Here is a 13,744-nt window from a genome sequence, read left to right on the forward strand (position 1 = left end):
GATATGTGCAACAACGTCATGCGGCTGCCTCCGCCCTGCTCAACATCCGACGAAAAGGGGGCGGAAGCGCTTTTTCTCGCCGGTTCAAATCAATACCCGCATTGCATCGTAGGGATTTCCCCCGGCCTCCAATCTTTTTCGGTTTTCGAGACAACGGCGGATTGTAACTTCAGGGTCGGAACGCACTACGGCTCCGATCCGCAGACCTTTTCGATAGAAGACACCGCCGTCTTCTTCTCGCGCTTCAATCGAGGCATCTGGAACAAACGGAAACGGGCTCTCCGGATTGAAAGGAGACGGCGTTACGCATAACAGGTGATCCCCCTGCTGAATCACAGAATGCAAGACGAAATTCCCACCTCCTTGAACCAACCATCCGAAGACCTGCTTAGTTTGCCTGATAGGGTCATTTTTCTCCATGAACCGCGCGTTGGAGTGGCATTTTCGCGGTTCCATTCCAATCTGCCTCAATTGCCAGTCTGAGGCACGCTCAATAATTTCGACTGGTAGTTGAGATATTTCGGAGGCAATCTCTGCTTCCTGCTTGCTTGGCGGAAACAGCCATTCATCGCAAGACTTGATCAGGTCGGCCCTGAGAGCTTCCCGCTTCCGTTTTGCTTCACCCATTGTTTTCACCTTTCTGTTGGCTGATCACATTTTCATTTGGCTCGAAGGGCCCGAACCCGTCGCAGATCGAATAGAAGCCATTCGAAAATGTGATGCGGTGCGCCCGCGTCAGTTCGCTGATCGCCTTTCCGGCAATGGTTCGGCGTGAATTGGCGTCATCAGACGCGGATACGGAGCGGCTATCCGCGACAAGTGCCTTGTATTCCTTTTCGGAAAGTCTGCCGCCTGCCTGCGCGAGAATATCGAGCGCAGCCTGTCGGGAAGGTGCAAGTCGTCTGATCTTCTTTGGCACCCCGACCATCGGATTACAGCGCGGGAAGGCCATCGAGTCGCCGTCATCATCGAATCCGAAACTGTCGGCAGAGATCGTGAAGGCCATATCACGCTCGCAGCTACCGTTACGGTTCTTGGTCAGCTTGCCCTTAATGATCCCGGCTTCGGCGTCCTTCTTGACGTGCAGCGCCACGTCCAGCGCGCCATTCAGGACACTGTGACCGCGCGGGGTGCCGCTTTCGCTCTTCGTGTCGTGGTGGATCAGAACAACCGCCGCGCCCCAAGTGGTGAGCGCCCGCGCAATGCGGACAATCTGGTTCATCGGTTCGGCTGAGTTCTCATCGAAGCTGCCAAAGGCGACGGCCAGTGTGTCTATGAAGATCAGGTCCGGGCGCTGGGCTTCCACGGCATCGAGCAGGGCTTGCAGATCGGGCGCGCGCTTCTCTCCGGCTGCGGGCAGTAGGCGGGAAATGCCGCCCACCAAAATGAACCCATCGGTGCTCCCGTATTCACGCTTGAGCGCCTTCACGCGCCCCTTCATCCCGTGGTGATCTTCTGCGGCGACATAGAACACCTTGCCTTGCCGGGTCCGCATCCCGAAGGCTTCCTTGCCCAGCGCAACCATATATCCAAGAAACGGGCCAGCGAGGGATTTACCCGCGCCGGGTGCACCGAAGATGCAGCCCAAATCGCCTTGCGACAAAAGACCCTTGATTAGGTATTTCCGTGTCTCGGATGCATCGCACTCGTCTGGGGTCAGGAAGCTCAGGCGCGACGCTGAAGGCTTCGGCGGTTCCACAAAGGGTGGCAGGTCATCGTATTCATCGGCGCAATAACCTACCGTCTCCCTTTCCCAGCCAAAGGCCTTGGCAATCTGGAACAGGGTACCGATCCCGATAGCGCCACCTCGGAAGGACTTCCACGCCGTCCTTTGCCCTCGTTCATCGAATTTGATAGATTGCCGTGACCAGTGCGACCACATGCCAAACGCTGCATCGGTGTCGCCGTATTCGTCCTTGAGTGCCATGCCGACGTGCAACCAGGTATCGCGGTCGTCTGCATCAGTGATCATGTCGAGCGCGCGCCGCACCTCTGCCGGGTCCGCGCGGATGCGCAGGAGGTCAGAAAGGTCAGTGGGTGACACTTCGGGCGCGCGACCTTCGGCAAACCGGCCCTGTGTCACCGGCGAGATTTGGGCCTTGTCGGTGAAGGGGCGCTCCCAGACATAGGGCTTCCCCGTCTTGGGGTGGATCGAGGGCGGCAAGACTGCCTGCGAACCGGTCCCCATGAGGTCGATTTCCCAGCCGTCTCCCTTGGCCAGTTTCCGCTTCGGCATGGCTTCGGGCGAAAGGAAGTAGATGTGACGGGAGTCGCCTCCGCTGCCGCTGATCACAGTCGGGAACGTCTTGGCTTCCGGCCAAATGTCCAGAAGTCTGCCCCAGGCCTCATCGGACTTCGCCGGATCGCGCACATCAAGGTCGATTAGGTGCAAATACCCGTCGCCAATCGTGGACGGCAAACCAAGACGGACGCCGATGTTTTGCCCTTCACGAAAGGATTCGCGTAGCTCTGATTCGCTGAATTTGGGCGCAGTAGACCAGCCCGAAGATACAGGGCGCTTCTCTTTTTCATGCAGCCACTGGAGCGCCGCGCCCGCGTTCAACAGGCCAATATTGTTGCTGTCCAACGGTTCGAATGTGGACGCATCCGGACGCATCTGGACACATAGCAGATCCGACAGATCGGTTTTTGTGGCGCATGGAGACGCTTGCCCGTTCGGGCTTGAAGTGGTATTGTCGAGGGGCATTCGATAGACCTTTTCTGGTTAGCAAGGCCTCGCAGTCGCAAGCTGCGGGGCCTTTGCATTTTCAAACAGGCCTCATTTTATCATAGCGTATTTTTCCCACGCAACACACTGAGATTAAAATAAAAAAGTGGCCTCACCCCTTGAAGGTAATAGGTGACATCCCCTTGCCCGTCGCTCTTGTTTAACCCAGCAAATCCGACAGATCGGTGTCAATAATCTGGACTGCGGCAGGCGCTTGCTTGACCCGCCCAGCGGCTTCCCATTCATCCAGTTTGTCGCTCCACCACTGCATTAGCCGCCGCCGCTCTTCCAGGCGCATCCCGCGATAGTACGCCGCCCGCACCGCGTTCTTGGGAGAATGCGCCAAAGCCTTTTCAATCGCATCCGGGGACCATAATTCAGACTCGTTCGCCACGGTCGAGAAGGTGGAGCGGAAGCCGTGAACCGTCGCCTTGGTGTAGAAGCCCAGCCGATAGACCAGATAGAGCATCCGGTTCTCGGAAATCGGCTTCACCGGCTTGTCTCCCGGCACGATGTATCCGCCGCCGTCCGCCATTTCCCGCAACTGATCGAGGATCGCTAGGACCTGCCGAGACAGGGGCACCACATGGTCCGCGCCCATCTTCATCCGTTCCCCGGGAATGCGCCACACATCACCGTCAATTTCATCCCAGCGTCCGAACCGAATTTCGTTTGTGCGGCAGGCCGTATGAATGGCCAGCAGAAGCGCAAGACGGCTCTGTGGCTCGCAGTCAGCATTTGACAGTGCATTGAGGAAGGCGGGCATCTCGGACGCGCCCAGCGCGGCGACGTGCTTGACCCGAGGCGCTGGGCGCAAGGCTCCACGAAGGTCCGCCGCCGGATCGCGTTTGCACAGGCCGCAGGCAATCCCATAGCGGAAAATCGCCCCGAGCGTCTGGTGAATTCGCGACGCCACGTCTAGCGCGCCCCGGGCTTCTACAGCACGAATGATTTTCAAGAGTTCGGGGGCTTCAATCTCGGCAATGTCACGCTTTCCGATGAACGGGAACACGTCGCGGCGGAACCGAGATGCGATGCGCTCATAGTGCTTTTCGGACCAAGCCCCGCGCTGCGCTTCCAACCATTCGTTGGCGACACGTTGAAACGCGTTCTGAACGGCCAGCGCATCGCCTTTTGCAGGAGCGACGCCTTCGGTCAGATTGCGCTTCAATTCATCCCGCATCGCTCGGGCGGTCGCTAGAGAAACGCGGGGATATTGACCCAGAGTCGCGGTCTGCCGCTTACCCTCGTGGCGGTAGTCTACACGCCAAGTTTTTGATCCCGCAGGCGAGATATAGAGATACAGCCCAGCGCCATCAGTCATCTTCCGAGGCTTCAGGGCAGGTTTGGCATTTCGACAGGACAGATCAGTGAGCGACATGGTATCCTCGTGACGGTAAGCCTCTTGCTGTCTCTACCGTCAGTTTTACCGCCAAAGGCTGAGACGTAGTGAGACGTGCTGAGACACGTGGATACCAAGAAAGTTGATTTTACTCAATTTTCTAGTGCGAAAATGCGCTGTAAGTTAGTTGTGGTGCCCGGGGGCGGAATCGAACCACCGACACGAGGATTTTCAATCCACTGCTCTACCCCTGAGCTACCCGGGCACTTGGGGAGGGGCGCGGCCCCTCGGGTGTTGGCGGAAATAGCCGAGGCTCAGCGCGGTGTCCAGAGGCTTTTGCAAGAAAAATCAACTTCGTTGGCTCTGCCAAGGATGGCGCTTCCACAGGGCTGCGCTGTGGGGTAGGTCATGCGCCCATGGCTCTCTTGTTCTCATCCCCCTCCGAGATGTTGTCGCATGGCTTCGACACCGTCATCGACGTGCGCAGCCCGGCCGAATTTGCCGAGGATCACGTGCCCGGTGCGATCAACCTGCCGGTCCTCGACAATGAAGAGCGAGCCCGCGTCGGCACGATCTACAAGCAGCAAAGCCCATTTCTGGCCCGCAAGATCGGCGCGGCGCTGGTGTTCCGCAACGCGTCGGCACATATCGAAGGGCCGTTGGCGCATCACGATGGCGGCTGGCGACCGCTGATATATTGCTGGCGCGGCGGGCAGCGCTCTGGCTCGTTCACCTGGATGTTGCAGCAGATCGGCTGGCGGGCCGAGGTCGTCGAGGGGGGCTACCGCTCGTGGCGGCGGCTGGTCACCAAGACACTGTATGACGAGTCGCTGCCGTTCCGGTTCCTGCAACTGGGCGGCTATACCGGCACCGCCAAGACTGCGCTGCTGCCGCGCCTTGCGGCGCGGGGCGTTCAGGTGATTGACCTCGAGGGGCTGGCGCGGCACCGGGGATCGCTTCTGGGGGGCATGCCGGGTGGGCAGCCCGCGCAGAAGGGGTTCGAGACGCAACTGGTGCAGCAGCTCGATGCGCTTGATCCGGCGCGGCCCGTGCTGGTCGAGGCGGAAAGCAGCAAGATCGGTCAGCTGCTGATTCCGCCATCGATCTGGGAGGGCATGAAGACGGCCCAATGGATCGAGGTCGGCGCGCCGCTGGAGGCGCGGACCGCCTATCTGGATGCGGCCTATGATGACATCCTGTCGGATGGCGCGCGGCTGAAAGCGCTGCTGACGCCGCTGCGCTATCATCGCGGCCATGCGCTGATCGACAGCTGGGAGGCGATGATCGACGCCGGTGAGCGGCTGGCGCTGTGCCGGTCTCTGGCGGCGGATCACTACGATCCGGCATATGAGAAATCCATGTCGGCCATGACGCCGAACGTGCTTGAGCGCTTCGAGACGCCTGCGCTGGACGATGCGGCGCTCGAGGCGCTTGCGGATCGGATCGCGGCGCGGATTCAGACGATCTCGATGTGACCGGGCCATGTGCCGGATATGCAGCCAATGACGGCGGCGTCATAGCCAAGCGCGCGCAGCTGCGCGACCTTTGCGGCTCCGTCCGGTAGCGCGGCCAGTAGGCCGCCGGCGGTTTGCGGATCGAACAGGAGATCTTCGCGCGGTGATTTCGGTGCGACGCCGGGCACCGCGGCGAGGTTCTTTGGAAACAGCGTCGAGCGGATGCCCTGGGCGGCAAGCGCCTCGGCTCCCGGCAGCAGGGGGATCGCATCGAGGGTCAGCTCTGCCCCGACCTTGGAGGCCGTCAGCATCCCGTGCAGATGCCCGGCAAGACCAAAGCCGGTGACATCGGTCATGGCGTGGGCCTCGCGCAGCAGCGCGGCGGCATCGCCTTGCGGGCGTGACATGCTGGAAAGCGCCGCTGCCACGTGATCGCCGCTGGCGCGGCCCTGCATTTCGGCGGCCATAATGACGCCTGACCCTATGGGTTTGGTCAGGATCAAATCGTCGCCCGCGCGTGCGCCAGACAGGGTGATGGGATCGCTTTCGCACAGGCCGGTGAGGGCGAAGCCGATGGTCAGCTCGTCGCCCATGGCGCTATGGCCGCCGACGATTTCGGCCCCGGCACCGCGCAGGATCTCGGCCGAGGCGTCGAGGATTTCCGACAGGGTCCGGCTCGCCAGCGCTTCGGACATGCGCGGCAGGGTGATGCTGGCGGTGGCGGCCTGCGGGGCGGCCCCCATGGCCCAGATGTCGCCAAGCGCATGCACGGCGGCGATGCGGGCCATCAGCACCGGATCGGCGATAAAGGCGCGCAGATGGTCGGTGGTCATCACCTGCCGTGTTCCGCCAGTCAGCAGCAGCGCGGCATCGTCGCCGGGCAGCGGCACGACATCGGCGCGGATTGGGGCGGGCAGGCGGGCAAGGGCCGTGCCAAGCGCTTCGCGTCCGACCTTGGCACCGCAGCCGCCGCACATCGGCTTGTCGCCAAGCGCCTCGATGGTGCCTGCGGCGCGAGGTGTGGGCAGGGGCGGCGGCGCCATCTGCGGCAGGTCGGTGAACTTGCGCATGAAGGTCCGGTCGATGCGGTCTTTCCAGCGCCACAACAGCGTGCCTTGGGGGGCGAGGCCAAAGCGATCCGCGAGGGCGGATTTGCGCCCGAGGGAGATGAGCTTCAGGTAGTCTTTCTGCGGGCGATAGGGGCGAAGATTGTCGGTCTCGGCGAGGCGGCGACGCAGGTTGTCATGCAAAAGCGGCGCTTCGCGCACCGCGAAGACGCCGGCCTTGGGGCGGGGGGCGTGGGCCAGATGGGCGCAATCTCCGGCGGCAAAGATGTCGGGGTCCGAGCTTTGCAGGGTTGGAGAGACGGTGACGAAGCCGTCATGGGTATCAAGGCCGGTCTGCGCCAGCCACGCGGCGGGCAGGGCGCCTGCCGCGCCGGTGATGAATTGTGCTTCAAGAACCTCGCCAGAGGCGAGGTGCACGCCGCCGACGGTGATCTTCGTGATGGCGGTGTGCTCATGCAGGGTGACGCCCTGCGCCCTGAGTGCCTGTCGCATCTTTGCCGCGGCAGCTGGGCGCAGCGCACTCAGCGCCTCGGCGCGATCGATCAGGTGGACCACGGCGTCGCGGCCCTTTGCGCGCAGGGCATGGGCCATGGCGGCGGCGAGTTCGGCACCGGCGACGCCGCCCCCGATGACCGCAACCGAGGCAAAGGGGCCATCGCGAAAGGCGGCCCAGCGGGCGGCGAACGGGCCAAGCGGTTTGGCCGGGGTGGCGTGATCTGCAAAGCCCGGCAGGTCTGGCATCGCGGAGGTGATGCCGATGTCGATCGAGGCAACGTCGTAGCCGATGGGCGGGCGGCCCGGCACGTGTATTTCTCGAGTCGTACGGTCGATGCCGACGGCGCTGCCAAGGATCACCCGCGCCCCGGCGAAACGCGCCAGTTTCACCAGATCGATGTCGAGCTCATCGCGGGTGTAGTGCCCGGCGACGAATCCGGGGAGCATTCCGGAATAGGGCGCTGTCGGTCCCGGGTTGATGACGGTGACGCGGGCTCCGGGCAGGGGGGACATGCCCCACATGCGCAGCACAAGCGCGTGCGAGTGGCCGCCGCCGATCAGCACGAGATCCTTGGTGAGGGGAAGGTGCATCATCGGGCGGCTCCTGTTACGGCGGGGACACGCGGCCCTTAGCATGGCGCGCGCCGGTTGCCCATGCGCGGGACTGCAGCGTTGCAAGGGGGGGCGCTGCCCCCCTCACCCCCCGGGATATTTGAGGCCAGAAGAAGGGGCTAGTAGCGCAGCGCCAGCCCGGCCTCGTCGAAGAGATGGGTTTTGCCGTCCTCGAAGGCGAGGCTGACGGATTGGCCGGGCGCAAGCGAGGTCTCGCCGTGGCCACGGATGGTGAGCTTTCCGGCGCTGCCGCAATCGGCGATCACGTAGGTATCGGCGCCGAGGTATTCGAGCACATCGACCGTGCCGTCGATCTGGCCGCTGCCGGGCGCGCCGAGGGTGATGTGTTCGGGACGGATGCCGAAATGAGCGGCGTTTGGGGGCAGGGGGGTCGGCAGACGCAGTTCGGGCGTATTTGCCGGGAAGACGTTCATCTTGGGCGAGCCGATGAACTGCGCGACGAAGAGGTTTCCGGGATTTTCGTAGAGCTCACGCGGGCTGCCAACCTGACTGACGCGCCCGGCCTCGAGCACGACGATGCGGTCGGCGAGGGTCATCGCCTCGACCTGATCGTGGGTGACGTAGATCATCGTCGATTTCAGCGACTGGTGCAGCTTGGCGATCTCGTAGCGCATTTCCACCCGCAAGGCGGCGTCGAGGTTGGACAGCGGCTCGTCGAACAGGAACGCCGTCGGGTCGCGCACGATGGAGCGCCCGATCGCGACCCGCTGGCGCTGGCCGCCCGATAGATCCTTGGGGCGGCGATCCAGCAGCGGTTCCAGCTTCAGCACGCGGGCGGCCTCGTCGACCTTGGCGTCCATGTCTGTCTTGGGCACACCGGCGGCCTTCAGTGAGAAGCCCATGTTTTCGCGCACGGACATATGCGGATAAAGCGCATAGCTCTGGAACACCATGGCAAGGCCCCGGCGGGCGGGCGGCTCGGCGGTGGCGTCCTTGTCCGCGATGATGATCTGCCCGCGCGAGGTTTCCTCGAGCCCGGCAATCATCCGCAGCAGGGTAGATTTACCGCAGCCCGAAGGGCCGACGAAGATGATGAACTCGCCTTCCTCGATGCTCAGATCGACGCCCTTGATTACCTGTGCCTCTCCGTACCATTTTTCGACGGATTTCAGTTCAATGCTTGCCATTTTCTTATCCTTTGACCGATCCGGCGGTCAGTCCCTTTGTCATGAACCGCTCGAGCCCGAGGAAGAGCAGCATGATCGGCACGGTCGCGATCACCGAGCCCGCCATCAGATGCTGACGCGGAATCTCGGACGAATTGAGCGAGGCAATGCCCCGCGTGAGGGTGAATTTCGACGGATCGTCGAGCAGCATGAACGCCAGCAGGAACTCGTTCCAGGCGATCATGAAGACATACAAAGACACCGAAGCCAGTGCCGGCAGCGACAGCGGCAGGGTGATTTTCCAGATGACGGCGAGGCGGCTCAGCCCGTCCATCAGGCCGGCCTCTTCGACTTCGGAGGGCAGCCCGCGGAAATAGCCCTGAAGCATGTACAAGGCCACCGGGATCGTCGTCACCGGGTAGATCATCACGATACCGAAGATGGTGTTGCGCAGGCCCGTCATCGAAAACGCGATGTAGATCGGCAGCGCCAGAACGATCATCGGAACCATGTAGATCAGCAGGATCGAGCGCGAGAACATCGCCTGTCCGCGAAACCGCAGCCGCGCGACCGCGTAGGCACCGGGGATGGCGAAAGCCAGCGTGATCAGCACCGTCAGCACCGAGATGTAGAAGCTGGTCCACAGGTAACTGCCGAAATTATACTGCGTCATCAACTCGAAATAACTGTCGAACAGGTGCCAGCCGCGCGACAGGTCAAGCGAGAAATCCAGCGGGTTTGCCATCAGCGCGGACTGGTTCTTCAGGCTGGTCATCACCATGACATAAAAGGGAATAACCACGATCGCCGTGAAGAAGATGTAGCCGAAGCCGGTCAGAAAACGGATCACCGCTTCTTCGAATTCGTGGCGGGTCAGCGCGCCCATGCGCAATTCCCCGGTCATCTTGCCCAGCCCGAGAGCGGTGAAGGTCGCCACCGCCCCGTGGCCGATTGCCAGCGCGATGATGCCCACCGCGTCCGATGCCATCGGTCCAAGGCCGAGCACCCCAAGCAGCGCGACCGCCAAGGCTGCGGCCGAAAATACCGTCCGCCCAAAAAGCGCCGCCACACCCAGCACCGCCCCCCAGGGCAACGCCAGCAACGTCGGGCGGAACGGCGCGCCGGTGGCAAAGCTCATGGCGACCGCCACCGTCACTGCGATCACAAAACACCACAGCGCGCCCAGAACCGGCGCGGTGACATATCCGAAACGTACCGCCTTCATCATGCGCCCCTTAGTTTCTTCTGGCCAAAAATATCCCGGGGGAGTCGCCGAATGGCGACGGGGGCAGAGCCCCCGACAGGTGCGATGTTCACAAGCCTTCCTCCCGGCTGATCAACTTGAAGAAGAACACCGAGAACAGCAGCAGGCAGCAGAAGATCACCACCGCCACAGCCGCCCCGGCGCCGATGTTCGACAGCGCAAAGGCCTGTTCATAGACGTTTACCGTCAGCACGCGTGTGCCCGCGTTGCCCCCCGTCAGCAGGAAGATGTCGTCGAACTTGTTGAAGGTCCAAATGAAGCGCAGCAGGAACAGCACCGACAGGATACCCAGCAGCTGCGGCAGCGACAGGTAGCGGAATTTCTGGAAAGGCGAAGCGCCGTCCATGTCGGCTGCCTCGTACATGTCGGTGTCGATCGACTGCATTCGCGCAAGGATGAACAGGAAGGACAGCGGGAAATAGCGCCAGATCTCGAACAGCGTCACCATGATCAGCGCCAGTGGGCGCTCACCGAAGAAGTTGATCGCCTCGCTGCTGACGCCCATCTGCAGCAACAGCGCATTGGCCGAGCCCGAGAACGGATCGAACAGCAGGATCCATGCAAAGGCCACCGCGATCACCGGGGCGACATAGGGGAACAGGTACAGCCCACGCAGAATGCCTTGTCCCCGGAAGGATTTGTTCAGCAGCATCGCCGCGAACAGCCCCATGATCAGCGCGCCCAGCGTGCCAAAGACCGTGTAGAACAGCGTGATGCCGAAGACGGCCCAGAACTCTCCGCCATCGAAGATCTGGGTGAAATTCTCCAGCGTGAAATCGAAATTGGTCAGGATATTGGACGCGTCGCCGCTCAGAACCGGGTCTGACGCTTCGGCGCCCGGACCGGACAGGTAGGCGGCCGTGGCGGTCACTGGAATGCGGATCTCGTCGCGGGTACCGCCCTCCCAGTCGCCAAAATCGCAGCTCAGGCGGGCGTCAGCGATGGTGCAGCGCGGATCGAGCGCGCCGGGCAGCAGCCCGTCTGGCCACGCATCGCTGAGCACGACATCGGTGATCGTCTGATCCTGCGAGGAATTGCGCAGCCGGTAGCGCAGCACGGCCTCATCGCCTTCGGCTTCAAGATCGCCGCGGATATCCTCGCGCACGATCGGGGTTGGCGGGCGCAGATCGGCAAGGCCCACCGGCTTTACGCTGATCCAGAAAACCGCCAGCAGCGGCAAGAGCACCACCAGCGACACGGCGATCAGCGTTGGCGCCAGCAGGCCCCAGGCCAGCCGCGCCTCGCGGCGGCCAAGTGGGCCGGCGCCGGTTGGAGGGGTGAGGTCGGTCATCGGTCGTCTCCGCAGGAATAGCCCCCGCCCGGCATGGGGCGGGGGCGGGGGGCTTACTGGATCTTGGCCAGCTCGTCATTCATCTTGGCCACCGCCGCGGGGGCGTCGATCTGGCCGTCGATGTATTCACGCACAACGCGATTGACGGCCTGCGAGTTGATCATCTTGGACGCCAGCGCCAACTGGCCGTCTTCGACCCCCCAACGCTGCGCGGTATCAAGGCCGCTGACGATTTCGTCGATCATCTCTTGCGGATACAGATCACCCAGCGGGGCCTTGCGATCGACACCCACCGGCAGCTCTGCCCATTTCCCGACAAAGAACTCGGGGTCGTCCGCCGTGCCGCGCCGCACCGGGAACTTGCCTTCGGGGGCGATGGACAGCGTGTCGACATAGCCCTGATCCAGGGAATACTTCACGAAATCGATGGCCTCGTCGGTCGATGCATCGCCGGTGATGCCGAACATGTTGATCAGCGCCCAGGCCGCGCCATCGGGGTTCGACGGGCCGGCAAAGGTGGTCACGATGCCGGTCTTGGAGGCCAGCTCGGCCGAGGTCGGATCGTCGGTGATGGTGGGCGGGGCGCTGTCGCGCAGCCCTGCGAGCTCGTCAAGGATGAACGGCGACCAGATGATCATCGCCGCGTTGCCCGAGAAATACAGCGTGCGCGACTGGTCCCAGTACAGATCGCCCGGAGGCGAGGCCGCCGCGATGCTCTTGTAGAAATCCAGCACTTCGGTGGTCTTTGCCTCGTCCAGCGGCGCGAAGCCGTCCGGACCGACCGGCGAGACGCCATTGGCAAGGAAGACATGTTCCAGAACCTGGCTCATGAAGTCCTCGTCGACCTTGGTGGCGGCGACAAAGCCGTACATCTCGGGCGGGTTGTGCAGCTTTTCCAGCGCCGCCTCGACATTGGCATAGGATGTGGGTGCGGACAGGCCCGCCGCGTCGAACAGATCCTTGCGATAGAGGATCATCTGCGTCCAGCCATCGGCCGGCACGGCGGCATAGCCGCTGTCCATCGCGGCGATCTTCAGCGCGCCGGGGGCGAAGGTGTCGGCGCCCAGATCCTCGATCGCGTCGGCAGCCGCATCGGGATCGAGGATGCCCGCCTGAGCCCAGGGCAGCGCGTAGCTGTTGGGGAAATAGATCACGTCGGGCAGATCACCCGCCGCATAGGCTGCGGTGGCACGGGTGCCCAGTTCGGATTCGGTGACGGGCACCACTTCGACCTCGTTGCCGGTCGCCTCTTCAAAGGCATCGGCCATGGCCTGCTGTTTGGCAAGGCGCTCGGGCTGTTCCTCGGTGGTCCAGAAGCGGATGGTTTCGGCGCTGGCGGCACCTGCGGTGAGCGCAAGCGCCATCGCAGCGCTGCCAAGCAGTGGCAATCTGATGGATGTCATGGGGTCCTCCTGTCGAATGTCACGTCACAAAACTGGTCAGGTCGGATGCAATGCATCCGGCGTGGTTGTGGAATTGAGAGAAAGGGCCGGTCCCGCAAAAAAAGCCCGCTCCATAAGGGGCGGGGCGGCCGGCGCGATCGGTTCTGTCTGCCTTGGTCGCATGCAAACGGTTTTCCATTGCGGGAGGATTGGCGCTAAAAGCGCTTTGAGCAAGTGGAAAATGCCTGTTAGCGCAATAATTTAGCCCGACGTAACGTCAGATTGAGACCTTTGCCAGCAGTGCGTCGCGGTCGATCTCTCCGGCGCGGCCCGCCATCGACACGGCGCCGCGCTGCACCGCGACAAAGCTGTCGGCCAGTTCCCACATGAAATCGAAGTATTGCTCGACCAGAATAATCGCCATGTCGCCCTGCGCGCGCAGCTGCGAGATCACCCGCCCGATCTGCTGGATGATGTTGGGCTGGATGCCCTCGGTCGGCTCGTCCAGAAGCAGCACGCGGGGCCGTGAGATCAGCGCCCGCGCAATGGCAAGCTGCTGCTGCTGCCCGCCAGACAGATCGCCGCCCCGGCGATGCAGGAAATCCTTGAGGATGGGGAACAGCTCGAAGATGTGCTCGGGCACCTTGTGTTCGCTGCGGGGCAGGCAGGCAAAGCCGGTCTCGAGGTTTTCCTGCACAGTCATCAGCGGGAACACCTCGCGCCCTTGCGGCACATAGGCGATGCCTGCGCGCCCGGCCTGATAGGCGCTGAGATGCTTGAGCGGCTGCCCGTCCAGCGTGATGGTGCCCCCCGAATAGGGGTGCCGCCCGGCGATCGCCTTGAGCAGCGAGGTCTTGCCCACGCCATTGGTTCCGGTGACGGCGGTGACCTTGCCCGGCTCGGCGGTCAGCGAAATGCCGTGCAGGATCTGGCTTTGCCCGTAGTGCAGGGTCAGGTTGTCGACGCTCAGCATGGTTCCCTC

The 13,744-nt window shown here is 62.7% G+C and carries 10 protein-coding genes and 1 tRNA gene; 1 reads left to right on the top strand and 10 read right to left on the bottom strand.

The window, feature by feature from the left end:
- Nucleotides 1-84 precede the first annotated feature (84 nt).
- From KO516_RS09965 to KO516_RS09980, 4 genes are all read right to left on the bottom strand, one after another.
- Nucleotides 85-627: a hypothetical protein gene (locus KO516_RS09965; protein WP_216003638.1), complete on the bottom strand. Its 543-nt coding sequence runs from the start codon at nucleotides 625-627 to the stop codon at nucleotides 85-87.
- Nucleotides 620-2,707, bottom strand: a complete 2,088-nt coding sequence (locus KO516_RS09970; protein WP_216003639.1) for an AAA family ATPase — start codon at nucleotides 2,705-2,707, stop codon at nucleotides 620-622. Before KO516_RS09970 ends, KO516_RS09965 begins: the two co-directional genes overlap by 8 nt.
- Before the next feature lie 181 nt (nucleotides 2,708-2,888).
- Nucleotides 2,889-4,109, bottom strand: coding sequence for an integrase arm-type DNA-binding domain-containing protein (locus KO516_RS09975; RefSeq protein WP_216003640.1), 1,221 nt, complete (start codon nucleotides 4,107-4,109; stop codon nucleotides 2,889-2,891).
- A gap of 151 nt (nucleotides 4,110-4,260) precedes the next feature.
- Nucleotides 4,261-4,335 (bottom strand) — tRNA-Phe (locus tag KO516_RS09980).
- 151 nt (nucleotides 4,336-4,486) lie between these two features.
- On the opposite strand from KO516_RS09980, the gene mnmH reads away from it, so the two are divergent.
- Entirely contained in the window at nucleotides 4,487-5,545 is a 1,059-nt protein-coding gene (mnmH, locus tag KO516_RS09985) for a tRNA 2-selenouridine(34) synthase MnmH (protein WP_216003641.1), read from the top strand.
- On the opposite strand, the gene selD is transcribed toward mnmH, so the two are convergent.
- The 6 genes from selD to urtE all read right to left on the bottom strand — a co-directional run bounded on the left by selD (nucleotide 5,527) and on the right by urtE (nucleotide 13,735).
- Entirely contained in the window at nucleotides 5,527-7,680 is a 2,154-nt protein-coding gene (selD, locus tag KO516_RS09990) for a selenide, water dikinase SelD (protein ID WP_371742066.1), read from the bottom strand. The two genes, mnmH and selD, sit on opposite strands and share 19 nt — an antisense overlap.
- Nucleotides 7,681-7,817: 137 nt before the next feature.
- Complete coding sequence (locus KO516_RS09995; protein ID WP_216003642.1) at nucleotides 7,818-8,846, bottom strand: ABC transporter ATP-binding protein; 1,029 nt, start codon at nucleotides 8,844-8,846, stop codon at nucleotides 7,818-7,820.
- Nucleotides 8,847-8,850: 4 nt separating this feature from the next.
- Nucleotides 8,851-10,050 (bottom strand): carbohydrate ABC transporter permease, encoded by a 1,200-nt coding sequence (locus KO516_RS10000; protein ID WP_216003692.1) that lies wholly within the window; start codon nucleotides 10,048-10,050, stop codon nucleotides 8,851-8,853.
- A gap of 88 nt (nucleotides 10,051-10,138) precedes the next feature.
- Nucleotides 10,139-11,380, bottom strand: a complete 1,242-nt coding sequence (locus KO516_RS10005) for a carbohydrate ABC transporter permease (RefSeq protein WP_216003643.1) — start codon at nucleotides 11,378-11,380, stop codon at nucleotides 10,139-10,141.
- A gap of 53 nt (nucleotides 11,381-11,433) precedes the next feature.
- Entirely contained in the window at nucleotides 11,434-12,783 is a 1,350-nt protein-coding gene (locus tag KO516_RS10010; protein WP_216003644.1) for an ABC transporter substrate-binding protein, read from the bottom strand.
- Nucleotides 12,784-13,039: 256 nt separating this feature from the next.
- The gene (gene urtE / locus KO516_RS10015; RefSeq protein WP_216003645.1) at nucleotides 13,040-13,735 is read right to left on the bottom strand and encodes an urea ABC transporter ATP-binding subunit UrtE; all 696 of its coding nucleotides are present in this window, start codon (nucleotides 13,733-13,735) and stop codon (nucleotides 13,040-13,042) included.
- Between the last annotated feature and the right edge of the window lie 9 nt (nucleotides 13,736-13,744).

The sequence above is a fragment of the Citreicella sp. C3M06 genome, from assembly GCF_018860705.1.
GTDB lineage: Bacteria > Pseudomonadota > Alphaproteobacteria > Rhodobacterales > Rhodobacteraceae > Salipiger.